General features: G+C 64.2%; 18 protein-coding genes. 5 read left to right on the top strand and 13 right to left on the bottom strand.

Annotated elements, in window-relative coordinates; all coding sequences use genetic code 11:
* Positions 1–87 precede the first annotated feature (87 nt).
* Both DXK50_RS12225 and DXK50_RS12220 read right to left on the bottom strand, forming a co-directional pair.
* Positions 88–3,222: an efflux RND transporter permease subunit gene (locus tag DXK50_RS12225; protein ID WP_212630516.1), complete on the bottom strand. Its 3,135-nt coding sequence runs from the start codon at positions 3,220–3,222 to the stop codon at positions 88–90.
* A 5-nt stretch (positions 3,223–3,227) separates the two neighbouring features.
* Positions 3,228–4,376, bottom strand: coding sequence for an efflux RND transporter periplasmic adaptor subunit (locus DXK50_RS12220; protein WP_212630515.1), 1,149 nt, complete (start codon positions 4,374–4,376; stop codon positions 3,228–3,230).
* A gap of 111 nt (positions 4,377–4,487) precedes the next feature.
* Here DXK50_RS12220 and DXK50_RS12215 point away from each other — a divergent pair, with 111 nt between their 5' ends.
* Positions 4,488–5,108, top strand: a complete 621-nt coding sequence (locus DXK50_RS12215; protein ID WP_161864902.1) for a TetR family transcriptional regulator — start codon at positions 4,488–4,490, stop codon at positions 5,106–5,108.
* 12 nt (positions 5,109–5,120) lie between these two features.
* On the opposite strand, the gene DXK50_RS12210 is transcribed toward DXK50_RS12215, so the two are convergent.
* Positions 5,121–5,318, bottom strand: a complete 198-nt coding sequence (locus DXK50_RS12210) for a heavy-metal-associated domain-containing protein (protein WP_212630514.1) — start codon at positions 5,316–5,318, stop codon at positions 5,121–5,123.
* A 111-nt stretch (positions 5,319–5,429) separates the two neighbouring features.
* Here DXK50_RS12210 and DXK50_RS12205 point away from each other — a divergent pair, with 111 nt between their 5' ends.
* The 3 genes from DXK50_RS12205 (at position 5,430) to cueR (ending at position 8,703) form a co-directional block, all read left to right on the top strand.
* Positions 5,430–5,822: a hypothetical protein gene (locus tag DXK50_RS12205; RefSeq protein ID WP_161864900.1), complete on the top strand. Its 393-nt coding sequence runs from the start codon at positions 5,430–5,432 to the stop codon at positions 5,820–5,822.
* 83 nt (positions 5,823–5,905) lie between these two features.
* The gene (locus DXK50_RS12200; protein ID WP_212630513.1) at positions 5,906–8,275 is read left to right on the top strand and encodes a heavy metal translocating P-type ATPase; all 2,370 of its coding nucleotides are present in this window, start codon (positions 5,906–5,908) and stop codon (positions 8,273–8,275) included.
* Positions 8,272–8,703 carry a Cu(I)-responsive transcriptional regulator gene (gene cueR, locus DXK50_RS12195; protein ID WP_212630512.1) on the top strand — a complete coding sequence of 144 codons (432 nt, stop codon included), beginning with the start codon at positions 8,272–8,274 and terminating at the stop codon, positions 8,701–8,703. Before DXK50_RS12200 ends, cueR begins: the two co-directional genes overlap by 4 nt.
* A gap of 87 nt (positions 8,704–8,790) precedes the next feature.
* On the opposite strand, the gene DXK50_RS12190 is transcribed toward cueR, so the two are convergent.
* Together DXK50_RS12190 and DXK50_RS12185 are read right to left on the bottom strand one after the other, a co-directional pair.
* Positions 8,791–9,678 (bottom strand): PA4780 family RIO1-like protein kinase, encoded by an 888-nt coding sequence (locus DXK50_RS12190; RefSeq protein WP_212630511.1) that lies wholly within the window; start codon positions 9,676–9,678, stop codon positions 8,791–8,793.
* A 425-nt stretch (positions 9,679–10,103) separates the two neighbouring features.
* The gene (locus DXK50_RS12185) at positions 10,104–10,847 is read right to left on the bottom strand and encodes a 5-oxoprolinase subunit PxpA (protein ID WP_212630510.1); all 744 of its coding nucleotides are present in this window, start codon (positions 10,845–10,847) and stop codon (positions 10,104–10,106) included.
* 229 nt (positions 10,848–11,076) lie between these two features.
* Between DXK50_RS12185 and DXK50_RS12180 the strand changes: the two genes are divergently transcribed.
* Complete coding sequence (locus DXK50_RS12180; RefSeq protein WP_161864895.1) at positions 11,077–13,305, top strand: TonB-dependent receptor domain-containing protein; 2,229 nt, start codon at positions 11,077–11,079, stop codon at positions 13,303–13,305.
* A 78-nt stretch (positions 13,306–13,383) separates the two neighbouring features.
* Here DXK50_RS12180 and DXK50_RS12175 read toward each other — a convergent pair whose 3' ends face one another.
* The 8 genes from DXK50_RS12175 to DXK50_RS12140 form a co-directional block, all read right to left on the bottom strand.
* On the bottom strand, positions 13,384–15,582 hold the full coding sequence (locus tag DXK50_RS12175) for a TonB-dependent receptor (protein ID WP_212630509.1): 2,199 nt from the start codon (positions 15,580–15,582) through the stop codon (positions 13,384–13,386).
* Positions 15,583–15,868: 286 nt separating this feature from the next.
* Positions 15,869–16,978, bottom strand: a complete 1,110-nt coding sequence (locus tag DXK50_RS12170; protein WP_212630508.1) for an alpha-hydroxy acid oxidase — start codon at positions 16,976–16,978, stop codon at positions 15,869–15,871.
* Between the two features lie 20 nt (positions 16,979–16,998).
* Positions 16,999–17,667, bottom strand: a complete 669-nt coding sequence (locus DXK50_RS12165) for a Fe2+-dependent dioxygenase (protein WP_212630507.1) — start codon at positions 17,665–17,667, stop codon at positions 16,999–17,001.
* Positions 17,668–17,788: 121 nt separating this feature from the next.
* Entirely contained in the window at positions 17,789–18,952 is a 1,164-nt protein-coding gene (locus DXK50_RS12160; RefSeq protein ID WP_161864891.1) for a type III PLP-dependent enzyme, read from the bottom strand.
* A gap of 492 nt (positions 18,953–19,444) precedes the next feature.
* A complete protein-coding gene (locus DXK50_RS12155; protein ID WP_212630506.1) occupies positions 19,445–20,248 on the bottom strand; it encodes an ABC transporter ATP-binding protein in 804 nt (267 codons plus the stop codon).
* On the bottom strand, positions 20,245–21,291 hold the full coding sequence (locus DXK50_RS12150; RefSeq protein ID WP_233787458.1) for a FecCD family ABC transporter permease: 1,047 nt from the start codon (positions 21,289–21,291) through the stop codon (positions 20,245–20,247). The genes DXK50_RS12155 and DXK50_RS12150 overlap by 4 nt, the downstream gene beginning before the upstream one ends.
* Entirely contained in the window at positions 21,288–22,391 is a 1,104-nt protein-coding gene (locus DXK50_RS12145) for an ABC transporter substrate-binding protein (RefSeq protein WP_212630505.1), read from the bottom strand. Before DXK50_RS12145 ends, DXK50_RS12150 begins: the two co-directional genes overlap by 4 nt.
* The gene (locus tag DXK50_RS12140) at positions 22,391–24,340 is read right to left on the bottom strand and encodes a TonB-dependent receptor domain-containing protein (protein WP_212630504.1); all 1,950 of its coding nucleotides are present in this window, start codon (positions 24,338–24,340) and stop codon (positions 22,391–22,393) included. Before DXK50_RS12140 ends, DXK50_RS12145 begins: the two co-directional genes overlap by 1 nt.
* Positions 24,341–24,385: the final 45 nt, after the last annotated feature.

Below are 24,385 nucleotides of genomic sequence, written 5' to 3'. Positions count from 1 at the left end.
TAATCCGGACTTTTATTAGCCGGCTAATCATCTCACCGACCAGGCCGCTTGTGAAAGCGCCGGCCGCCGAACGACGGCCAGCGTAGCTCAATGAGGTTCTGCCTGCCTGGCCTTGCCGCGTCGGCTTACACGCTGCGCCGCCGACTCGACCAAAAGATAGAACATCGGGATGAGGAAGGTGGCCAGCAGCGTGGCTGCGAGCATGCCGCCGATCACCCCGGTACCGATGGAGTGGCGGCTGGCCGAACCGGCACCAGTGCTGATGGCCAGCGGTACGCAGCCGAGAATGAAGGCCAGCGAGGTCATCACGATGGGGCGGAAACGCAGCTTGGCCGCCTCCAGCGCCGCATCGAAGATACCCTTGCCCTCGGCGCGCAGCAGCACCGCGAACTCGACGATGAGAATGGCGTTCTTCGCCGCCAGCCCGATCAGGGTGACCAGGCCGACCTGGAAGTACACATCGTTCTGGATACCCCGCAGCCACACCGCAAGAATCGCTCCGAATACGGCGAAGGGTACGGCAGTGACCACGGCCAGCGGCAGCGTCCAGCGCTCGTACTGCGCAGCCAGGATCAGAAACACCAGGATCAGACCAAAGACGAAGGCCTGGGCGCCCGAGCCCTGAGTCGCCAGTTCCTGATAGGCCGAGCCGATCCAGCCCAGGCTGTAGTCCTCGCCGAGCACCTCGTCGGCGACTTGCTGCATGGCCGCCAACGCCTGGCCGGAGCTGTAGCCTGGCGCAGGGCCGCCCAACACCTTGGCCGACGGATAGACATTGAAGCGGTCGTAGGAGTCAGGGCCGAGAATGCGCCGCACCCGCAGCAGGGTCGACAGCGGTACCAGATCTCCGCTGCTGGAGCGCACGTAGACCTGGCCGAGATCTTCCGGCTTGCGGCGGAACTCCGATTCGGACTGCAAACTGACCTGCCAGGTGCGCCCGTAGAGGGTGAAATCGTTGACGTAGTAACTGCCGAAGGTCGCCTGCATCGCAGTGAACACGTCGCTGACACTGACGCCCAGCGCCCGGGTCTTGGTGCGGTCCAGGTCGATATAGTACTGCGGCACGTTGGCGCTGAAGGTGCTCTGCACGCCGGCCAGCTCGGGACGCTTGCTGGCCGCCTCGACGAAGGCCTGCACCTTCTCGCCGAGCTGCTCGACGCTGCCACCGGAGCGGTCCTGAATGTACGACTCGAAGCCACCGGTGGTGCTCATGCCGGTGATCGGCGGCGGGTTGAACGACAGCACCAGGCCGTCCTTCTGCGCCGCGCCCATGCCCATGAATTCGCGCGTCAGGTTGCGCGCATCGAGTTCGTCCGTGGTGCGCTCGCTCCAGTCCTTGAGTGGCACGAAGGACACCCCGGCGTTGCTGCGTACGCCGAAGGTGAGCACGTCGAAACCGGCGAAGGTCACCACGTCCTGCACCGCCGGGTGCTCCATCAACTGCTGGGTCACCGCGCCGCTCAACGCCTCGGTACGATTGAGCGAAGCGGCCGGCGGCAGGTAGTAGGCGTTGATCACGTAGCCCTGATCCTCGTCTGGCACCAGCGAGCCCGGCACCCGCGCGAACAGCAGCATGATCAGTGCGATCATCCCGCCGAACAGCAGCAGGCCGATCACGGAGCGCTTGAGGAAGAAGCGCACTCCGGCACCGTACCCCTCGGTGGCCTTGTCGAAGAAGCGGTTGAACGCGCGAAACGGCGCTGCCGGCTCGTGGTGCCCGGGCTTGAGCAATAGCGCGCAGAGCGCAGGAGAAAGAGTCAGGGCGACGATTCCGGAAATCACCACCGAAACGGCGATGGTGATCGCGAACTGCTTGTACATCTGCCCCGCCAGGCCGCCGAGAAAGCCCACCGGCACGAACACCGCGCAGAGCACCAGGACGATGGCGATGATCGGCCCGGTAACCTCCTCCATGGCCTTGATCGAGGCCTCTCGCGCGTTCAGCCCCTGGGTACGCATCACCCGCTCGACGTTCTCGATTACCACGATGGCATCATCCACCACGATGCCGATGGCCAGCACCATGCCGAACAGGGTCAGCAGATTGATGGAAAAACCCAGCAGATACATGCCGGCAAAAGTGCCGACCAGCGACACCGGAATCGCCAGCACCGGGATCAGGGTGGCGCGCCAGTTCTGCAGGAAGATGAACACCACCAGCACCACCAGTACCAGCGCTTCGAAGAAGGTATGAATCACCTCCTCGATGGAGACCTGGACGAATTTGGTGGTGTCGTAGGGGATCTTGTAGGCGATGCCTTCGGGGAAGCGCTTGCTCAGGCGCTGCATGGTGCGTTCGACCGCTTCGGCGGTGTCCAGCGCATTGGCGCCGGGCTGCAGGTAGATGCCGAAGGCGGCGTTCTGTTGGCCGTTCAGCGTCGTGACCAGCGAGTAGTCCTGCGCGCCCAGTTCGACCCGCGCCACGTCCTTGAGCAGCAGGCTGGCGCCGGTGTCGTCGGTGCGCAGGATGACGCCCTCGAACTCCCGGGGGTCGGTGAAGCGGCCCTGGGTGGTGACCGTGTAGGTGAAGTCCTGCGGTTCCTTGAGCGGCTGCTGGCCGAAGCTGCCGGCGGCGAACTGCGAGTTCTGTTCGCGAATGGCATTGACCACGTCGGTGGGGGTGAGGTTGTACTGCGCCAGCTTGTCCGGGCGCAGCCAGATGCGCATGGAATAGTCCTTGGAACCGAACTGGCTGGCATCGCCCACGCCCTTGAGGCGCTTGAGCTCGTCGATGACATTGATCAGCGCATAGTTGCTGATGAAGATCGGGTCACGCGAATTATCCGGCGAATACAGGGTAATCACCTGAAGAATGTCGGAAGACTTCTTCTCCACCTTAACGCCCTGGCGGCGCACCTCTTCCGGCAACTTGGCCAGCGCGGCCTGCACCTTGTTGTTGACGTTGATGGTGGCCTGATCCGGATCGGTGCCAACCTCGAAGTACACCGTCAGACTCATCGCCCCACTGCTGGAGGAGTTGGACAGCTGGTAGATCATGTTCTCGACGCCGTTGATCTCCTGCTCCAGCGGCGCCGCCACGGTTTCGGCGATGACCTGCGAGCTGGCGCCGGGGTAAGCGGCGCTGACCGACACCTGCGGCGGGAGGATTTCCGGGTACTGGGCGATGGGCAACGCGCGCATCGCGGCCAGGCCGGCGAGCACGACAACGATGGAAATGACGGTGGCAAACACCGGGCGGTCGATGAAGAAGCGCGAGATCATGGCCTTTACTCCTGCGCCGGGCTGGCGGGCGTGGCTGCCTTCGCCTCCTCGACCTTGACCGGGCCGTCCGGCCGCACCTTGGCCAGACCATCGACTATCACCCGCTCGCCATCGCTGACCCCAGACAGAAGCAGCCAGCGCCCGCCCGATGTATCGCCCGTGGCGACCTGGCGCATGCGCGCGATGCCCTGATCGTCGACGACGTAGACGAAAGTGCCGCGCGGCCCTTGAGCGACGGCGCGCTCCGGCACGGTTATGGCATTGGGGCGGGTCAGGCCCTTGACCTTCACCCGGACGAACTGCCCCGGTAGCAGTTTCTGCTCCGGGTTGGGCACCACGCCCCTGGCGCTGACGGTGCCGGTGCCGCGGTCGATCAGGCTGTCGGTGAAGTCCACCTCGCCCGCCGTCGGGTAGGCCGAGCCATCACCGAAATGCACCTCCACACTCAGCTTGCCGCTGGCCGGCGGCACCAGACTGCCTTCGGACAGCTCACGACGCAGGCGCTCGGCCTCGGCGTCCGGGTAAGCGAAATTGACGAAGATCGGGTCGAGCTGGGTGATCTGCGTCAGCAGACTGGCGCTGGGGTCGCCGGCGACGATCAGGCTGCCTTCGGAAACACTTTCCTTGCTGGTGATGCCGGTGATCGGCGCCTTCACAGTGGTGTAATCCAGGTCGATCTGGCGCGACTGCACCTCGGCCTGGGCCGCCTCGATATTGGCCTTGCTCTGCTCGAAGTTGGAGATGGCGTTGTCCAGTTCGCTCTCACTGGCGAAGCCCTTCGTCTGCAGTTCGCGGATGCGCTTGAGATCGCGGTCGGTCTGCCGGAACCGCGCCTGCTCCTGCGCCAGCGCGCCCTTGGCGCGCGCCAGGGCGGCTTCGTAGGGTCGCGGGTCGATGCGAAACAATACCTGGTCCTTCTGCACCCGGCTGCCTTCCTGATAGGTGCGCTCCTGCAGGATGCCGCCGACCTGAGCCCTGACCTGCACTTCCCGATAACCGGCGGTTCGCCCGGGATATTCCAGGACGATGGGCAACTCGCCGACCCTGACCTGCTCGACCGTCACCACCGTGGGCGGCGCGTCGGCCGCCTCAGCAGCAAGTGCGAGGATTAATGTTGCAGACAGGCAGAAACGATCCAGGCGAACGAACCACATGATGCATCCCTCTCCTTGGCTAGACGCGGAGCAGAAGCGACACAACGAAGCGCCACCAGCAGGTGGGCATAATCGGTACAATCGAGCCTAGCTCCAATTACCCGGATCGCCATGCGTAGAACCAAAGAAGATGCGGAGAAAACCCGCTGCGCCATCCTCGCCGCTGCGGAACAGTTGTTTCTCGAGCGAGGGGTCGCCCATACCAGCCTGGAGCACATCGCCCGGCATGCCGGGGTGACCCGCGGGGCGGTCTATTGGCACTTCCAGAACAAGGCCCATCTGTTCCACGAAATGCTCAATCAGGTGCGTCTGCCGCTGGAACCGCTGGCTCAGCAACTGGCTGCCGTCGACGGCCTGTCATCGCTGCAGTTGCTGCGCGATCTGTGCATCGAGGCCATGGCCAATCTGGTGCTGGATGAACAGCGTCGGCGCATCCTCACCGTACTGCTGCGCCGCTGCGAATTCACCGAAGAGCTGCGTGAGGCCGAAGAGCGCCACGAAACCTTCGTCAATCAGTTCATCGACCTGTGCCAGCAGCAGTTCGCCCTGCCGACGGTGCAACCGCATCTGCAGCCCGGCATCACTCCGCGCCTGGCCTCACGCACGCTGCACGCGCTGATCGTCGGCCTGTTCAGCGACTGGCTGCGCGACCCGAATCTGTTCGACGCCCAGACCGACACCCCGGCGATGGTCGACAGTTGCTTCCGCGGCCTGCTGCGGCAGTGGCCTTAGCAGGCCCGAGCTCTACGCGGGGACAACCTCGTAACCCTCTTCAGCAATGGCGGCCTGTATCTGCGCCGCGTCCAGGCTACCCTCCACACGCACAAGTCCCGCGGCCAGATCGACTTCGACCCTGGCCACAGGATCCAGCGCCTGGATCGCCTGAGTGATGGCCCGCACGCAATGACCGCACGACATTCCGCTAACCTTGAACTGTTGCATCTGCTGACTCCTTGAAGCGATTGGCGATGGGTGTAGTCTCGACCTTGCCACGATGGCAAGGTCAAGCCTTTATCATTTCATTCGCCGCACTCCCATACGAGGATCATCACCATGCGTATGCCCTGCTGCGCCATTGCCCTGCTGCTGGCGCCTCTGGCACTGGCAGAACCACTGGCACCGCTGCCTTCGACGACACAGGGCGAGGGGTATGCGGTGCTGATCGTTTCGCGCGAGCGGCTGGAAGTGGCGACCACCTGCGAAGTCGCGCTGTATCTGCATGACCAACTGGCCGCGCGCTTGTATCAGGGCCAGTCGGTATCCTTCAACCTGCCACCGGGCAAGGTCGCGTTACGCCTCGGCCTGACCGGCAGCGGCCCGTGTCAGGACGGCATTACCCAATTGAGCGGGCAATCGCTGGAGCTGGCGGCCGGCGAAGTGCGCCGCTACCGCATCGCCATGGGCAGTGACGGCCTGCGACTGCATGCCGCGCCTGCGCTGAACTGAAGGCTTGACCTTGCCATGGGGTCAAGGTTGATCCTGTAGCCACGCCCAGGCTTTTCTAACGGCCTGCTACAGGGAGCCGAACCATGACCACTTTCGACCTGCCAATCCAGGGCATGACCTGCGCCAGTTGCGCCGGGCGCGTCGAACGCGCCTTGCGCAAGTTGCCGCAGGTGAGCAGCGCCAGCGTCAACCTGGCCAGCGAGCAGGCGCGCATCGAAGCGCCCGCTGGCAGCCTGCCGCAGCTGATCAGCGCCATCGAGGGCGCCGGTTACAACGTGCCCAGCCAGCCTCTGGAACTGAGCATCGAGGGCATGACCTGCGCCAGTTGCGTTGGCCGTATCGAGCGCGCCCTGAACAAGCTGCCGGGTGTCAGCCAGGTGGCCGTCAACCTCGCCGACGAGAAGGCGCGCCTGCAGGTACTCGCCGGTTTCGACCCACAGTTGGCGGTGAAGGCTGCCGTGGCCGCCGGCTATAACGCGCAACTGCTTGGCGAGCGTCCGGCCACCGATCAGGCCCGGCGCCGCCTGCGGCGTGAGCGTCTGACCCTGCTGGCCGCCATCGCCCTGACCCTGCCGCTGGTGCTGCCGATGCTGGTCGAACCCTTCGGCCTGCACTGGATGCTGCCGGCCTGGGTGCAATGGCTGCTGGCCACGCCGGTGCAGTTCATTTTCGGCGCGCGCTTCTACCGCGCGGCCTGGCAGGCACTGAAGGCGCGTGCCGGCAACATGGATCAACTGGTGGCCATCGGCACCAGCGCCGGTTACGGTCTGAGTCTGTATCAGTGGGCCGTGACGCCGGCCGGACAGATGCCGCACCTGTACTTCGAAGCCTCGGCGGTGATCATCAGCCTGATCCTGCTCGGCAAATATCTGGAAAGCCGCGCCAAGCGTCAGACCGCCAGCGCCATTCGCGCGTTGCAGGCCTTGCGTCCGGACCACGCGGTGCGCCTCGTGGACGGACGCGAGGAGCGCGTCGGCATCGACGCCCTGGCGCTGGGTGACCGTATTCTGGTCAAGCCGGGCGAACGCTTCCCGGTCGACGGCCAGGTGCTGGAGGGCCACAGTCATGCGGATGAAGCGTTGATCAGCGGCGAAAGCCTGCCGGTGGCCAAGCAGCCGGGCGACAAGGTCACCGCCGGCGCCATCAACGGCGAAGGCCGCCTGCTGGTGGAGACCACGGCCCTGGGCGCGGAAACCGTGCTGTCGCGCATCATCCGCCTGGTCGAGGATGCGCAAGCTGCGAAGGCGCCGATCCAGAAGCTGGTGGACAAGGTCAGCCAGGTGTTCGTCCCCACGGTGCTGCTGATCGCCCTGGCCACGCTGCTGGGTTGGCTGGCCCTCGGCGCATCACTGGAAAACGCCCTGCTCAACGCCGTCGCCGTACTGGTGATTGCCTGCCCCTGCGCCCTTGGCCTGGCCACGCCAACGGCGATCATGGCCGGCACCGGCGTCGCCGCGCGCCACGGCATCCTGATCAAGGATGCCGAAGCACTGGAAGTGGCGCATGCCGTGCAGCACATCGCCTTCGACAAGACCGGCACCCTTACCGAAGGCAAACCGCGCATCGTCCATATCGGCCTGGGCGAGGCCAGCGAGGACGAATTGCTGCGCCTGGCCGGCGGCCTGCAGCAGGGCAGCGAACACCCACTGGCCAAGGCCGTATTGCAGCGCTGCGCCGACCAGCACATCGCCCTGCCAACCCTGAGCGACAGCCGCGCACTGGCCGGTCGTGGCATAGCTGGTAGTGTCGAGGGTCGCAGCCTGCAACTGGGCAGCAGCCGCCTATTGGAGGAAAACCAATTGCAGGTGGGGGAGCTGGCCGAATCCGCCCGCACGTGGGAGGCCGAGGGCCGTACCCTGTCCTGGCTGATCGAAACCGGTGACGCCCCTCGCCTGCTCGGCCTGCTGGCCTTCGGTGACCAACTCAAGGACGGCGCCATCGACGCCATCGCTGAACTGCGTGCACAAGGCATCACCAGCCACCTGATCAGCGGCGACAACCAGGGCAGTGTCGCGGCAGTCGCCAGCGCTCTGGGCATCGACCAACCGCACGCGCAGGTGCTGCCGGCGGACAAGGCGCGCCTGGTTGGCGAACTGCGCCAGCAGGGGACCGTGGCCATGGTCGGCGACGGCATCAACGACGCACCGGCACTGGCCGCCGCGGATGTCGGCATTGCCATGGGCGGCGGCACCGATGCTGCCATGCATGCAGCCGGCATCACCCTGATGCGCGGCGACCCACGCCTGGTGCCAGCCGCGCTGGACATCAGCCGGCGCACCTACGCCAAGATCCGCCAGAACCTGTTCTGGGCCTTCATCTACAACCTGATCGGCATCCCGCTCGCCGCCGCCGGCCTGCTCAACCCGATGTTCGCTGGCGCCGCCATGGCGCTGTCCAGCGTCAGTGTGGTGAGCAATGCACTGCTGCTCAATCGCTGGAGACCACGCGCATGAACATCGGCCAAGCCGCCAGGCACACCGGCCTGAGTGCCAAGATGATTCGCTACTACGAGTCCATCGACCTGCTGCCCCATGCCGGGCGCACGGAGAGTGGCTACCGGCAGTACAGCGCGTCGGATCTGCACCGCCTGGCATTCATCAAGCGGGCGCGGGATCTGGGGTTTTCTCTGGAAGAAGTCGGCAGGCTGCTGGCGCTGTGGCAGGACAAGCAGCGCGCCAGTGCCGATGTGAAGGCGCTGGCCGAAGAGCATATCGCCACACTGTCGCGCAAGATTGCCGAGATGACGGCCTTGCGGGACACACTGGTGGAGCTGGCGAACAGTTGCCAGGGTAACGACCGGCCGGACTGCCCGATATTGAAGGGGATCGAGGAGGGCGTGAGCTGCGGCGCATCGAAATGCGCGCACGGGGACACCTTGTAGCCCGGATGCAATCCTGCGAAGGCTGCGAAGGCTGCGAATACCGTCCCGGATTTCATCCGGGCTACGGCAAGGCGCAGCCCCCACTGCTCAACGCATCCAGGGCGGTATCGGTTCGGCGTCCTTGGGCTCGTCTTCGGCGTTGCGTAGCGCCTGTTTTTTCGCCTCTTCGGCCAGCGCGGCCTTGATCTCGCGCATCACCGCGTCGATATCGGCAGCGTCCTCGGGCTCGGCGAACTCACCGGTCAGTTGCGAATCGGGCTGCAGTTTGCCAGCCTCGTAGAGCGCCCACATTTCCTTGGCGTACTTGGTGTACTTCAGCTCCGGGGCGAACTGGCCGAAGTACTCGGCCATGTTGCGCACGTCGCGTTCGAGCATGCTGAAGGCATGGTTGTTCGCCGCCGCGTCCACCGCCTGCGGCAGGTCGATGATCACCGGACCTTCGGGGCCGAGCAGCACGTTGAATTCCGACAGGTCGCCGTGCACCAGGCCGGCGCAGAGCATCTTGACGATTTCCTGGATCATGAAGGCGTGAAATTCACGGGCGTCGTCCGGATGCAGGTCGACGTCATTGAGCCGTGGCGCTACATCGCCCTCGCCGTCGCCGACCAGCTCCATCAGCAGCACGCCATCGAGAAAGTCGTAGGGTTTGGGCACTCGCACGCCGGCATTGGCCAGGCGGAACAGCGCAGCGACTTCGGCGTTCTGCCAGGCCTGCTCCTGTTCCTTGCGCCCGTACTTGCTGCCCTTGGACATGGCCCGCGCCTGTCGGCTGCCCCGTACTTTTCGTCCTTCCTGATACTCCGATGCCTGGCGGAAGCTGCGCTTGTTGGCTTCCTTGTAGACCTTGGCGCAGCGCAACTCGTCGCCACACCGCACCACATACACGGCTGCCTCCTTGCCGCTCATCAGCGGTCGCAGCACCTCGTCCACCAGGCCGTCCTCGACCAGGGGTTCAATACGTTTGGGCGTCTTCATTGGTGCGGATCACGGGTCCTTTCTGACGGAGAGACTGGTTGCCGACCATCCTCGCACAGCTAGGAACCTGTTCAAAGGTTCGCGAGCCGGAGCCAGGCCAGACTAGGCTGAAGATATGAAGTTTACGGCTTGCCAATGCACATCTGAGCGCTATTTCAACACGGCAGGGCCTGGGTCAGCCTGCTTGGCCGTTCATCATCATGCGCTGCCCGGATGCGCCTTGAGGGCCTCGATGGCGTAGCGCACCTTGGCCGGTTACCCATCGCACCCGACAGACTCCGGTCGCCAAGCCGGCGACAGCATCAGGAACTCGCCGCGCACCAGCAGCTCGCGGATTTTCGACTCGGGTGCCATGACGCCGCCGCGCCTGCCCGGATGACCTGCCGCGCGGCCATCTGACCCGGCGCTGACGACACGCTACCGCCTCAGAGCGCGTCCAGGCGGGCGCGCAAACGGCGCAGCACCGCCAACGACTCCGGGTTGTCACCGTGCACGCACAGACTGTCGGCCCGCAGGCGTAGCGGCTTGCCGTCGATATCGGCAAAGGCTTCGCCATTGGCGATCGCCAGCGCCTGCGTCAGGATGCGCTCGGGATCCTGGTGCACCGCGCCACCAAGCCGGCGCGGTGCCAGCTGGCCATCGGAGAGGTAGGCTCGGTCGGCAAAAGCTTCGAACATCAGCGGCACGTCGGCCTCATCGGCCAGGCGCAGCTCCCGACCGTTGTCGGCCAGCGCCAACACCATCAGCGGCAGGCCCTTGCGGTAGCTGGAGCAGGCATCGAGCACCGCCGCCAGTAGCGCATCGTCACGCACCAGATCGTTGTACAGCGCGCCATGTGGCTTGACGTAGGCCAACTGGCAGCCAGCCGCGCGGCAAAAGGCATCCAGAGCCCCGATCTGATACAGCACCAAGGCGCGTACTTCTTCCGGCGAACACTGCATGTGACGCCTGCCAAAGCCCTGCAGATCCGGATAGGACGGATGCGCGCCGATGCTCACGCCGTGCTGCACCGCGAGCACGACACTGCGCGCCATGATCAGCGGATCACCGGCATGGAAGCCACAGGCCAGGTTGGCCTGGTCGATCAGTGGCATGGCCAGTTGGTCGTCGCCCATGCGCCAGGCGCCGAAGCCTTCGCCCATGTCGCAATTGAGAAGAATACGGTTCATGTCGGCAGCTTAGAGCGCCCGGGATGCACGCGTAAAGCGTGTCGGTGCATTCAAGAACAGATCGCATTTACAAAATTTACACCTGCCTGCAGCCCAGCCACAGCGGCCCTCTCAGCCCAACTCAATAGTCATCGACATCACCCGCAATTGAACCTTATATGCAAATCACTATCATCCCGGCCGTTCTTAACCGTTCCGACTGCACCCTCATTACGCCAGGAGTAGATCGATGTCCGCCCTCAATTCCCGTACCGCCCTGGCCAGCGCCATTGCGCTGGCCGCAAGCTTTGGCGCACAGGCTAACGAGCCCATCGCCCTGGGCGACGTGGTTGTCAGTGCTTCCGGCTTCGAGCAGAAGATCACCGAAGCCCCCGCCAGCATCAGCGTGATCAGCCGCGAGGAGTTGCAGCAGAAGCGTTACAGTAACCTGGCCCAGGCTCTGGAGGACGTGGAAGGCGTCGATGTACGTCAAGGTACCGGCAAAACGGGTGGCCTGAACATCAGCATCCGTGGTCTGCCCAGTGAATACACCCTGATCCTTATCGATGGTCGCCGGCAGAACAATGCAGGGGACGTGACCCCCAACGGCTTCAACGAAACCGCAACCAGTTTCATCCCACCGCTATCGGCCATCGAGAGAATCGAGGTGATCCGCGGCCCGATGTCGACGCTCTACGGCTCTGATGCCATGGGTGGTGTCGTCAACATCATTACCAAAAAAGTCGCTAAGGAATGGGGTGCATCGGTCACTCTGGACCACACGTTCCAGGAACATCGCGACTACGGCGAAACTTCCAATACCAGTTTCTACACCAGCGGCCCGCTGATTCAGGATCTGCTTGGCTTGTCGATGCGCGGCAGCCTCTACGATCGCGAGGCCTCGGACCTGCAGTTTGCCAATGGCTCCACGGTCAGCAGGCGCGGCGCCTCTCCGGTGGAAGGCCGCAACAATAACCTCGGCGCACGTCTGACCCTCACGCCCAACGAAGATCACGATTTCTCGCTCGATTTCGAACGTGGTCGCCAGGTCTACAACAACGACGAGTGTCAGTTGGGCAATCTCGATGGACGTGCCAGCGGCTCTGACAGCGCAGGCTGCGGCGCCCCTTCCAGCCGAGCGTCCGGTTACAAGGACGAACTTCGCTTCGAGCGGGATCAGTTCGCACTGAGCCATACGGCTCGGCTCGGCTTCGGCACCGTGGACAGCAGCCTGACCCACAAGACCACCGAGACAATCGGCCGGACCATCCCCGGGAGCGTCATCGGCAATGCCTACGTCGGGTTCCCGTCGATCATCGCCGGGGATGACCGCAAGCTCAAATCGACGGACCTGATTCTGGATACCAAACTGGTCGCCCCGATTGGCGCAACCCATATCACCACTGTCGGCGCCCAATATGCCGACTCCAAGGTCGAAGACGGCCTGGCAACCGAAGAATTCAAACAGAAGTCATGGGCCGTATTCGCCGAGAACGAGTGGCGCATGCGCGACGATCTGGCCCTGACGCTGGGTGCACGTTATGAAGATCATGAGGCGTTTGGCGGCCACGTCAGCCCACGTGCATACCTCGTCTGGAACACCACGGAAAACTGGACCCTCAAGGGTGGCGTCAGTCGCGGCTACAAAACCCCGACGCTCAATCAGTTGCATGACGGCATCAACGGTGTGACCAATCAGGGTGACGTCATTACCATCGGCAGCCCCAACCTGAAACCCGAAATCACGACCAATACCGAATTCGGCGTCTACTACGACAGTTTCAACGGCTTCAACGCCAACGCCACGCTGTTCCATAACAAGTTCAAGGACAAGATCGATACCGGCACGCCGCTGGCCAACTGTTTTGCCGCAGGCAATCCCAATCAGCCGGGCTGCGTCAGCTATGGCGCAGGTTTTACTCAACCGAACTTTGCCCAGAACACCAACATCGGCGAGGCGCTCACGCAGGGTCTGGAACTGGCGGGGCGCTGGGAATTCGCCCCTGCCTGGGCCATCTCGGCCAACTACACCTATACCGACAGCGAGCAACAGAGCGGCGCGAACAAGGGCGCCCCGCTGACCAACACGCCCAAACACATGGCCCATGCGCGTTTGAGCTGGAACACCACTGACCGCCTGACCCTGTGGTTCAAAGGCGAATACCGTGGCGAACGTGCGCGCTTTACCGATCGCTATGCCAACCTGTCGGCAGCCGATAAAGCTGTCGAGGATCAGGTCGGCGATCTCAAGGCCTACGAAGTTTTCCACCTGGGCGGTTCGTTCAAGGCCTCGGAAAACGTCACCCTGAACGCCACGATCTACAACCTGTTCGACAAGGACTTCACCAAAGGTCGCTACTACACCACCAACACGGGCACAACGGGTTGGGCGTCGGACTACATTCAGACCTTCCGCTCCACCGACGGTACGATCGAAGAAGGTCGCCGTCTCTGGCTGTCGGCCGTGATCGAATTCTGACTCACGCCGCCCCATGCAAAACGCCAGCCCCAGGGCTGGCGTTTTGCATTGCGGACCACGGAATCAAGCGGTGAGCGCTCAGAAGCTGTAGGTCGCCGAGAGGATGGCCGAGCGACCATCGCCATATTCGATAGCCGAAGACCGGTTGTCGGCACCGGGCGTCTGGCGCACGCGCTCGACGTAGTCCTCATCGAACAGGTTGTTGAGGTTCAGCTGCAGATCGAGATTGTCGCTGACCTGGTAGCCGACCATGGCGTTGTGCAGCCAGTAGGCGTCGAGCTTGGCGCCGCCACTGGAGCTGACGTTGCGTTCGCTGACATAGCGCGCACCATAGCCGAGACTCCAGCCGGCCGGCAGTTGATAGGAGGTCCACAGGTTGAACGAACGTGGCGGAGTATTGGCCAGGGCCTGACCTTCGCGCGCGATACCGGCAGCGGTGTCGGATGCCTTGAGCGTTTCGCTGCTGAGCACCGTGTAGTTGGCGAATACATCCCAGCGCTCGGTGATGTGACCGGTCATACCCAGTTCGATACCGTCAACGCGCTGCTCGCCGGCAAGCTGGGTACTGCCGTCAAGCATGGTTTCACGGGCGTTGGTCTTTTCCACACGGAAGATCGCCGCATCCAGCTCCAGGCGACGGTCGAGCAGCTCCCACTTGGTCCCCAGCTCCCAGGTCTTGTTCTTCTCCGGCGCCAGATCGGCCGTCGCGGCCGAAACGCCACCGCCAGTCGTCACCAGGTTCTCGGCCGAGGGGTTGAAGGAGGTGCCGTAGGCCACGTAGATCCGGCCATTGTCAGCGGGTTTGTAGACCAGCCCAACGCGCCCGCTGAGTTCCTCATCGCGTGTGTCCAGCTTGGTCAGGGTACCGGCCGGTAGTGCGGTGCTCTTGTAGTCACCCTCCACCCAGTCGTAGCGCAGCCCCAGGCTCAGGTCCCAGTCCGGACTCAGGGCGATGGTGTCAAAAACGTACACGGCCTGGTTGTCGAGACGGGTCGAGGTGTCGGCTGTCAGGGTCTTGTTCGCCGCTCCGTTCCAGTAGCCCGGCGGATTACCCAGCGGGTAGCCGTCGGCTGGATAACCGCCCAGGCCGTGGTTGTAGACCAGCAGGTCGTAATTCTCCCGGGAGATTTCCACACCAGTGGCCAGGCTGTGCAGCAGGCCGAAGGTTTCGAAGTCGGCGCGCAGGTTGGTCTGGTTGATCAGCATCTCGCTGTTCACGTCACGCCCATAGGCCTGCGGCCCGGCAGGCAGGTAATTGCCAGCCGGCACACCGGTGATGTTGACGTGGGAGGCGGAAACCACCGTATTGCGGTCGATCTGACTGTAGCGGGTGAGGTTTTGCAGGCTCAGGCTGTCGTTGAAGCTGTGCTCCAGCTTGACGGTGAAGGAGTCGGTCCGGATGTCGTCCTTGTCCAGGTTCTTCCAGCCGAAGTAAGCCTCGCGATCAACGCTAGCGATCTTCTTGCCATCGCGCGCCGGTACACCATAGTCCGGCAGGATGTCGTCGGTCTGATGGAAGTAGCTGAAGGTCAGGCGGGTGTCTTCGCTCAGCCCCAGAGCCAGCGATGGCGCGATACCCCAGCGCTTGCGGTCGATTTCGTCACGACCCGGTACGTCGTTTTCGTGGGCCATCAGGTTCAGGCGAAAGGCGCTGTCGGTACCGATGCCGTCGAGGGTCTGGTTACTGTCCAGCGTCAGTCGATGATAGTTGTCGGTGCCCAGGCCGGCGCCGATGCGGGTGAAGTCGCGCTGCACCGGCGCCTTGGTCACCTGATTGATGCTGCCGCCCGTGGTGCCGCTGCCGCCGAACACCGAGTTCGGCCCCTTGATGACCTCAACGGACTCGATGTTGAAGGTGTCGGTACGGTTGGTTTGCGCGCTGTCACGCAGGCCGTCGATCTGCATGTTGGCGTTGGCGCTGAAGCCACGGATGTTGATGCTGTCACCGGAACCACCGCCGCCCTCCCCGGCGGTAAAGGTGATACCGGAGACGTTCGACAGCACCCGGCGCAGGCTCAGCGCCTGCTGCTCGGCGATTACCTTCTGCGGTACCACGGTCACGGTCTGCGGGGTGTCCAGCAGCGGCGCGGTGTATTTGACCGAGGACGCCGACTCGGTCTTGTAATCCCCGTCACGTTCACCCTTGACGGTGACACTGTCGAGCTTGACCGAATCGTCGGCCAGGGCCGGCAGGGTCAGCGTGGCGATGGCCAGGCCGACGGCGGTGGCAAGCAGGCGCTTGGCAGGCAGAGCATGCAGATTGTTCTTGGCATTCATCGAGAATACGTACTCTTGATTATTGATAATTATTTATATTCGATCGCGCACCCACTCCCTTACGAATCCGCGCGCCGACGCCCAGCCGGCAGACCTGCACGAGGCCAGCAGCTAAAAGCGAACGTATATTATTTGTAAATAATTCAAAGTCAAATAAGAAGCACTCTTGAATGCATTCTTATTTAGCGATTGCTCTTGCGCGTCGCGCAGCCAGCTTTTCGCGCCGCCGCGCCATCCGCGCAGAGGTACCAACCCCCTGTCGAATAGGCTCTGCGCAGGTGCCCGCTCAGAGACGGGACGGCGTGAAGATCAGCTGAGGGCCGATACTGGCGAGGTCCTTGCAGCCAGTCAGTGCCATGGCGACTTCCAGCTCGGCGCGCAGAATCTGCAGCACATGCGCCACCCCCAGAGCACCGGCCGTGGCCAGGGCGAAGACACAGGGCCGGCCCACCAGCACGGCATTGGCACCCAGCGCCAGCGCCTTGAGGACATCGGTGCCACGCCGCACGCCGCCGTCGAGCAGCAGAGGAATGCGGCCCTGCACCACTGCCGCCACCTCCGGCAGTGCATCGATGGTCGCCGGCAGGCTGTCGAGGGTACGTCCGCCATGATTGGAGACGATCAGCCCGTCGACGCCGGCTGCCAGCGCTTGCTCGGCATCGGCGGCGCCCAGAATCCCCTTGAGCAGAATCGGCAGGCGGGTCTGCTCCCGCAGCCAGGCCAGGTCGCGCCAGGTTGGCGCCGCCGCCAGCAACGGACCGCCGAGCAGCAGACTGTCGCCAGGCGGAGCGCCACCGGGCTGCGGGCGCATGCCCCGTAAATTGACCGCCTCGATACCGGGCGGCAGAACGAAACCTGCGCGCTGCTCGCGGTTGCGAATGCCGCTCACCGGCGCATCCACGGTGACCACCAGAGCGCGGTAGCCGGCCGCCTCGGCACGACGGATCAGCGCGACGGTGAAGTCGCGGTCGGCCTGGATATACAACTGAAACCACAGCGGCGCCTGCGCCTGTGCAGCGATGGCCTCCAGTTCGACGCTGGCCTGGGTGCTGACCAGCATGCCGGCTCCCATGGCACCGGCGCCCAGCACGCATGCCAGTTCGCCGTCCGGGTGAGCGAGCTGCTGGTAGGCCACCGGCGCGACGAAGATCGGGTGAGCAAAGTCATCACCGAACAGCCGCAGGCGCGTGTGTCCACCCTGCAGGTCCTGCAGGACCCGGCTGCGCAGGCGCAAGCGGTCGAAGGCCTGGCGGTTGTCCTGCAGGGTCAGCTCATCGGCTGCGCCTCCAGCCAGATAAGCCCAGGCCTGCTCGCCGAGGCGCTCGCGAGCATGGACGCTGTAGTCGGCCACGCAAGCAATGTCGGCAGGTATCTGTGCCAGCGGGGGCAGGCTCATGTGGGGCTCTCCGGATGCGTTCAGGTCTGCGACCACTGCCGCAGCAGGTTGTGGTAGATGCCGGTCAGCCGCAGCAGTTCGGCGCTGTCCGGTACCTGCTGACGCAGCGCCTGGATGCTGTCATCGAGCTCCAGCAGAACGGTGCGCTGATCATCCTGACGCACCAGGCTCTGCACCCAGAAGAACGAGGCCAGACGGACACCCCGCGTCACCGGTTCGACGCGATGCAGGCAGCCACTGGAATAAAGCACCATGTGCCCGGCCGGCAGTTTGATGCGCCGGTCCTGCATCACCAGTTCACCGCCGTCGTATTCGTGCGGTTCACTGAAGAACAGCGTGGCCGAGAGGTCCGCGCGAATACGATGCGCAGTGCCCGGTACGCTGAAGATGGCATTGTCGATGTGATCGCCGTACTGGCCGCCGCCGGTATACCGGTTGAAACGCGGCGGCACCACCTTGAGCGGCAGCGCGGCAGCCATGAAACGCGGATGGCGGCTAAGACAGTCAAGCAGAAAGTCGCCGAGCTGGGTCACCAGTGGATCGTCCTGCGCCAGTTGCTGATTGCTCTTGGCCTGTATCGCCTGATGCCCGGCACTGATTCGCCCGTCCTGCCAGTTTGCCGCTTCGAGCGCAGCACGGTACTGACGCAACTGCTCGGCGTCGAGCACGTCAGGGATGATCAGCAGCATGCGCCCTCTCCACAGGTGTAAGGTGATAATGATTCTAAATAGCTTGCACAACAAACAACAGCCACGGCGGCATAAATGAAAACGCCCACACAGGGTGGGCGCATTCAGTTTGCGTGGGGCCTTACAGGTAGTAGGACTTCAGCGGCGGGAAGCCGTTGAACTCCACCGCGCTGTAACTGGTGGTGTAGGCGCCGGTGGACAGCCAGTACAGGCGGTCGCCGCTGGCCAGGTTCAGTGGCAGGCCGTACTTGTAGTGCTCGTACATGATGTCGGCGCTGTCGCAGGTCGGACCGGCGATCACCACCTCTTCCATCTCGCCCTTCTTCTCGGTCCAGATGGGGAATTTGATCGACTCGTCCATGGTTTCGATCAGGCCGCTGAACTTGCCGACGTCGGCATACACCCAGCGCTCCACGGCGGTGCGCGACTTGCGCGCCACCAGCACCACTTCCGATACCAGCACGCCGGCATTAGCGATCAGCGAGCGGCCCGGCTCGAGGATGATTTCCGGCAGTTCGTCACCGAAGTCTTCCTTGAGGAAGCGGGTGATTTCCTCGGCATAGGTTTCCAGGTCGTTGGTGCGCTGGATGTAGTTGGCCGGGAAGCCGCCACCCATGTTGATCATCTGCAGGGTGATACCGTCTTCCTCGCGCAGGCGCTCGAAGATCACCTTGACCTTGGCGATGGCGGCGTCCCACACGTCGATATCGCGCTGCTGGCTGCCGACGTGGAAGGAAATGCCGTAGGGCACCAGGCCCAGTTGCTTGGCCAGGATCAGCAGATCCAGGGCCATGTCCGGCTGGCAACCGAACTTGCGCGACAGCGGCCAGTCGGCGCTGGTCGAGCCTTCGGTGAGGATGCGCACGTAAACCTTGGAGCCCGGAGCAGCCTTGGCGATATTGCGCAGATCGGCTTCGGAGTCGGTGGCGAACAGGCGCACGCCCTTTTCATAGAAGTAGCGAATGTCCCGCGCCTTCTTGATGGTGTTGCCGTAGCTGATGCGCTCGGGGCCGACGCCGGCGCTCATCACCTTGTCCAGCTCGTAGATCGAGGCGATGTCGAAGCTCGAACCCTTGTCGCGCAGCAGCTCGATGATCTCGATGGCCGGGTTGGCCTTGACCGCGTAGTAGACCTTGGCGAACGGGAAGCAGTTGCCCAGCTGGTCGTAAGCATCGGCAATGATCTGCCGGTCGATCACCACGAAGGGGGTTTCGTGCTGATCAGCGAATGCCTTCATGCGCTGGAAAGTGGCGGGTGCGTAGTAGTCTTCGACCTTGATCGACATGCTGGGACTCCAATGGCAAAACCGGGAACACATTGATTCGGGCAGCAGAACCGCTTGCAGGTTCCACTACGTGTCGGGGCTGGCCGCGCCATGCGCGAGCCTGAACGTCTGACAGTTTCCCCACTTTGGTTCGCCTACTTCCCAAGGCATGTCGCCGAGCATCACCGGTACCGACCATCAGCCGGCCGGCAACCTCTCGTCGTCAGTACTTGAGCCGGATGGATCGTTTCCAGCATGGACGTTCGGGCGCGGACTTTAAGACCATGCGCCACGCAGATCAACCGGAAATTCTGCCTAATTTCATCTCGTTCCGGATATCACACAAAACGTTCTGAAATGCTGAACAGGCGGGGCTTTCAGCCAGTTTGGCGCAACTGTGTTTCAGTGCCGTTGCAGCAGACATTCGTGCTCTTTCCAGCGCGCCTCGCTGCTGTGCAAAAAGTGCCTGCACGAGCGCCCTGGCAGGCGCAGCGCCAGGGCGCGGTGAACGAACTACGGCCGTTCGGCATGATTGAATGATTGCGTGAGCAGAGGACGGTCGGCCAGCACCAGTGCCTGACCGAGAGAGCAATGCTCGATACGCGCCTCGATGCCGTAGGCACGGCGCAACCAGGCAGTGTCGAGCACCTGATCCGCAGCGCCGAAGCGGTAAGCCCCTCCCGGCGCCAGCAGCAGTAGATGAGTACAGAAACGCAGCGCCAGATTGAGGTCATGGCAGGCCACCAAGGCGATCGCCTGCTCGTTACAGCAACGTTCGGCGACGCAGTCGAGCACGCGCAGCTGCCAGTGCAGATCGAGCGCGCTGGTGGGCTCGTCGAGTAGCAGCAGTTGCGGCTCACCGACCAGCGCCTGAGCCAGGCCAAGCAATTGCCGCTGCCCGCCCGACAGGCGATCCATGCGCTGCAAAGCCAGGCGCTCGATACCCAGGCGCTGCAGGATGGCTTCAACCCGCGCCGTCAGCTCACGCGATGCAAGCTGCGGACAACGCGCCCGCGCCGCCGCCAGCAGGCTTTCGTAGGCCAGCAGCGACACCGCCTGTGGCAGTTGTTGTGGCAGGTACGCCACCTTCGCCTGCTGGCGCCAGGGTGGCACACCGCTCAAGGTCGCTTTCCCCAACCGCGCCCTTCCCTGACAAACCTGCAAGCCGGCAATCGCACGCAGCAGCGAGGATTTGCCAACACCATTGGGCCCGAGCACGCCGACCAGGCTGCCGGCCTCCACGGCAGGCAGGGTCAGCTCCTGCAGGATGCTGCGCGCGCCATAGCTCAGTCCCAGCCCTTCGATCAGCAGGCTCATAGGCTGCGCCCCCGCGCCAGGATCAGGCCGATAAACAGCGGTACGCCGACCACGGCAGTGACCAGCCCTACCGGCAGGATCACCCCGGGCAGCAGCGCGCGGCTGGCCAGGGAGGCCAGCGACAACAGCAAGGCACCAGCCAGGGCACTGCCGGGCAGGTAGAAACGGTGATCCTCGCCCAGCAGCAGGCGCGCCACGTGCGGCCCGACCAGGCCGATGAAGCCGACCTCGCCGACGAAGGCCGTGGCCACGCCGGTTAGCAGGCTGACCCGCAGCAGCACGAAGGTGCGCAGGCGACCGACGCGAATGCCCAGGCTGCGCGCCTGCTCCTCGCCACCGCGCAGGCTGGTCATGGCCCAGGCCTGGCGCATAGCCAGGGTCAGGCACAGGGCAAGCACCGCAGCCACCAGCGCCACCCGCTGCAGGTCGGCACGCGCCAGACTGCCCAGTGTCCAGAACACGATTTGCTGCAGCGCATCGGCATCGGCGAGAAACTGCAGCAGCCCGACCAGCGCATTGAGCCCGAACAGCAGGGCGATGCCGAACAGCACCAAAGTGTGCAGCGCCTCGCCCAGCACCCGCGCTACCAGAAGCAGCAGCAGGCAGGAGATGAAGGCGCAGACGAATGCCGCCAGTGGCAGCAGCAGATCGGCGCCAAGCCCGGCCAGATTGGGCCGCAGCAGGATTACCAGCGCCGCGCCGAGGGTCGCTGCCGCGCCGACGCCCAAGGTAAAGGGGCTGGCCAGGGGGTTGTTGAGCGCCGTCTGCATCTCCGCACCAGCCAGACCCAGGCTGGCGCCAACCACCAGCGCCATCAGCGCATAGGGCACACGAATCTCCAGGATGATCACCGCCTGCGCGGCATCCAGATGCTGTGGCTGCAACAGGCCGCGCGCCACGTCCCACCAACTCAGGCCAGCCGGGCCGGTGGCCAGATCGGCGATGAAACAGGCCAGCAGCAACACCGCCAGCACGCCCAGGCATGCCCAGCGCCGCAGCACGGCACGCCGATAACCGAGGCGCAACACCTGCTGCGCGCTCACAGGCTGATCCAGTATTGACCGTCCAGCTTCACCGGCTGGAACTCAAGGTAGAAACGCTCCAGGGTGCGCTGCGGATCGAGGTCGGCGAAGGCTTCGGGGTGCAACCACTTGGCGAATACCTGCACCGCCACCACGTTGAACGGGCTGTTGTAGAAGCCATGCCAGATGGCATGTGCCCTGCCCTCGCGCACGGCGTCCAGATGCTGCAGGCCGCCACGCCCGAGCAGGCGCCTGAGCGAGGCCTGCGCCGCATCCGCCGCCACGCCCGGCCCCAGGGCGATGTAGGGCGCACCCTCGGCCAGGCTGTCGGCCGATCCCACAGCGCTGGCGATATACAGCTCGGGCGGCTGGCTAAGCAGCAGCTCCAGACTGATAGTTCCGGCATGTCCGGGCAGCCGCTCGCGGGCGATATTGTCGCCGCCGGCCTCGGCCAGCAGATCGGCGAACATACCGCGTGCCATGCTTTCACAGCAGCCGTCGCCAAGGCCGGCGCGGCTGTGCAGAAACACCTTGGGCGCGGCGCCTTGCGGCAAGCGCTCGCGCACCGCAGCCAAGGCCTCGGCATGTGCCGCGTTGAAGGCATCGGCACGTGCCTCACGGCCCAGGGCCTGGCCGAGCAGGGTCATGCTGCGCGGCGTATTGACCAATGGCTGCTCGCGGAAATCGACGAACAGCACCGCCACTCCGGCGCGCTGCAACTGCTCGATCAGCCGGCCCTGGGTGCTGTCCGGGCCATGTCCGGAGAGGCTGAAGATGGCCAGGTCCGGGCGCAAGGTCAGCACCTGTTCCAGACTGAAGCTGTCGGCCGCGCCCTGGCCGATGCGCGGCACCCTGGCCAGCGCGGCAAAGGCCTGCTGGTATTGCCGGGCACTGCCGGGATCGACCAGCGCCAGATCGGCCGGCATGCCCACCAGACGATCCAGCAACTGTTCGCCTTCGAGAATGGCCAGCACCGGCAGCAGACGACCCTCTCCGAGCACGATGCGCTGGACCTTCTCGGGCACGGACACCTGGCGCCCGGCCAGATCGGTCAGCACCTGCGCCTGTACCGGGGCCAGCAACGCCAGCCCCAGCAATATCGCAACGATTGCCCGGCCCATCAGATACGCAGCGCCACGCCCAGACGCAGCTCACGCCCCGGCTCGTAGGAGCCACGGATGCCTTCATAATCTGGAATGTGCTCGAAGTCCTCGTTGCTGGCGTGATCCAGGTACTGCTTGTCCAGCAGGTTCTTCAGCGTCAGGGTCACCGTCAGGCGCTCGGGCATGGCCTGCCATTCGGCATACAGGTCATGCACGCCGTAGCCCGGCTTGGAGACATCGCCGACGCCGGTGTGCAGGGTGTCGATGCCGCGTACGAAGCGGCCCTGCCAGCCGAGGCTGAGGCTGTCGCTGGCACGGTAGTCGGCGAAGGTGGTCCAGGTGTCGCCGAGGCTGGTGCCCAGGCCGTTGTATTCGTAGACGTTGAGGCGCTCGCCATCCAGGCGCGCGTCGTTGCGGTGGTAGCTCAGGCCCAGACTGAGCTGCTGCCAGTGGTAGGCAGTGCTGAGCAGCACACCCTTGCTCTTCAGGTCACCGACGTTCAGGTACAGGTTGGGCCGGCCGATGGGATCGGCGATGGCGTCCTCGATGCGGGTGATATAGGCCTTGCCGTTCAGCTCCCAGCCGCCGTCGCGGTAGTCGAAGCCGATCTCGTCGGTACGCGCCTTTTCCGCCTTCAGATCCGGGTCATTGCCGGAGCTGTCCATCTTGAACGCATCGCGCACCTGCGGCCCGCGCAGCGCCCGCGCCTGGCCGGCGAAGACCGCCAGCTCAGGGGTCAGCTGGTAGCGCAGGCCCAGGTTGGGGCTGATGCCGTTCTCGGTGAAGGTCTGCTTGTCGCGGTCATCGAGCTTGTAGCGGTCGTAACGCAGGCCGGCGTCGAGCTGTAGGCGCGAGGTGATCTGGTAGCGGTCCTGCAGGTAGAGGCCGAGTACCTCGCCATCCTCATGGTCCAGCTGGCGATTGCCGGCCGGGCCGAGGGTGGCACGGTCATCGCGCAAGTCCACGCCATAGGTCAGCTGATGCGCGCCGATGCGGCTGGTGTTGCGCAGGTCGAAACCGGTGCTGCGAGTATCGCCGAAGTACAGACCGAAGCGGCCGTCCTGCTCCAGTTCGTTGGTGGTGTGGTAGGTGGTCAGCTCGACATCCAGCAGGTCGTTGTTCACCGGCTGCCAGGCGTAGTTGAGGGTCCAGGTCTCGCGTTCGGTGCTCAGCGGATACAGACGATTGAAGCTGCTCGGGATCCATTGCGGGCGCTGGCTGCGCTCACCTTCGTCGATGCGCTTCTCGTAGCTCAGGCGCAGCGTCTGCTCGTCGCTGAGCTTGCCCACCAGCTTGGCGAAGCCGAGCTTCTGCCGCGCTGCGGTACCGAGCACGTCGTCGTTGTGACCGTCCTCGTAATCGTTCTGGTCCTGGTAAGTAGTCATGGCCAGCGCCGACCAGTTCTGATTGAAGCGGCCGAACACGCTGGCACTGCTCTTGTAGCCCTCGCCATTGCTGAAATAGCCACTCTTGAGCAGCGCACCGAGCTGCTCGCCTTCGCGCAGCAGGTCGTCCGGGTCCTTGGTGACGAAGCGGATCGCGCCGCCCAGCGCGCCCGGCCCGGCCGTGGCGTCACCGGTACCGGCCTGTACCTCGGCGCGCTTGAGCAGTTCCGGCTCGATGCCGATGCGGCCGGTGTGGTGGAAGGTCTGCCCTGGCTGGCTGGCGCCGTCGATGCTGATGTTCAGCAGGGTGTCTTCCAGACCGCGCAGGTAGAGTTTCTGCGCCACGCCGGGGCCGCCGCCCACGGATACCTCGGGGTTGGATTCGAACACTTCCTGCAGGTCGCTGGCCTGGTAGCGCTGCAGCTGCTCGGCCTCGACGCTCTCGTTGCGGTCGATGGCTGCCGCAGTGATCTCCTGCGCCTGCAGTTCCAGCGCGGCATCGGCGCCGTGCGCCTGCGTGGCGAGCAGACTACCGAAGGTAATGGCGCCGAGCAGACTCAGGCGATAAGGGCAGTGCGGCATGATCGATCCTCCCCAGGAAAGATGTGAATATTTCGCATTTGCGAA

It is taken from the genome of Pseudomonas sp. KB-10, from assembly GCF_018221585.1.
Taxonomy (GTDB): Bacteria; Pseudomonadota; Gammaproteobacteria; order Pseudomonadales; family Pseudomonadaceae; genus Aquipseudomonas; species Aquipseudomonas yangonensis.
This window is presented reverse-complemented; position numbering and strand designations above follow the sequence as displayed.

Coding starts and splice junctions, on each gene's coding strand:
- DXK50_RS12205 (WP_161864900.1), top strand. CDS start 5,430: ATGCGTATGCCCTGCTGCGCCATTGCCCTGCTGCTGGCGCCTCTGGCA.
- DXK50_RS12175 (WP_212630509.1), bottom strand. CDS start 15,582: ATGAATGCCAAGAACAATCTGCATGCTCTGCCTGCCAAGCGCCTGCTT.
- DXK50_RS12200 (WP_212630513.1), top strand. CDS start 5,906: ATGACCACTTTCGACCTGCCAATCCAGGGCATGACCTGCGCCAGTTGC.
- DXK50_RS12155 (WP_212630506.1), bottom strand. CDS start 20,248: ATGAGCCTGCTGATCGAAGGGCTGGGACTGAGCTATGGCGCGCGCAGC.
- cueR (WP_212630512.1), top strand. CDS start 8,272: ATGAACATCGGCCAAGCCGCCAGGCACACCGGCCTGAGTGCCAAGATG.
- DXK50_RS12140 (WP_212630504.1), bottom strand. CDS start 24,340: ATGCCGCACTGCCCTTATCGCCTGAGTCTGCTCGGCGCCATTACCTTC.
- DXK50_RS12225 (WP_212630516.1), bottom strand. CDS start 3,222: ATGATCTCGCGCTTCTTCATCGACCGCCCGGTGTTTGCCACCGTCATT.
- DXK50_RS12190 (WP_212630511.1), bottom strand. CDS start 9,678: ATGAAGACGCCCAAACGTATTGAACCCCTGGTCGAGGACGGCCTGGTG.
- DXK50_RS12165 (WP_212630507.1), bottom strand. CDS start 17,667: ATGCTGCTGATCATCCCTGACGTGCTCGACGCCGAGCAGTTGCGTCAG.
- DXK50_RS12145 (WP_212630505.1), bottom strand. CDS start 22,391: ATGGGCCGGGCAATCGTTGCGATATTGCTGGGGCTGGCGTTGCTGGCC.
- DXK50_RS12220 (WP_212630515.1), bottom strand. CDS start 4,376: ATGTGGTTCGTTCGCCTGGATCGTTTCTGCCTGTCTGCAACATTAATC.
- DXK50_RS12180 (WP_161864895.1), top strand. CDS start 11,077: ATGTCCGCCCTCAATTCCCGTACCGCCCTGGCCAGCGCCATTGCGCTG.
- DXK50_RS12160 (WP_161864891.1), bottom strand. CDS start 18,952: ATGTCGATCAAGGTCGAAGACTACTACGCACCCGCCACTTTCCAGCGC.
- DXK50_RS12170 (WP_212630508.1), bottom strand. CDS start 16,978: ATGAGCCTGCCCCCGCTGGCACAGATACCTGCCGACATTGCTTGCGTG.
- DXK50_RS12185 (WP_212630510.1), bottom strand. CDS start 10,847: ATGAACCGTATTCTTCTCAATTGCGACATGGGCGAAGGCTTCGGCGCC.
- DXK50_RS12210 (WP_212630514.1), bottom strand. CDS start 5,318: ATGCAACAGTTCAAGGTTAGCGGAATGTCGTGCGGTCATTGCGTGCGG.
- DXK50_RS12215 (WP_161864902.1), top strand. CDS start 4,488: ATGCGTAGAACCAAAGAAGATGCGGAGAAAACCCGCTGCGCCATCCTC.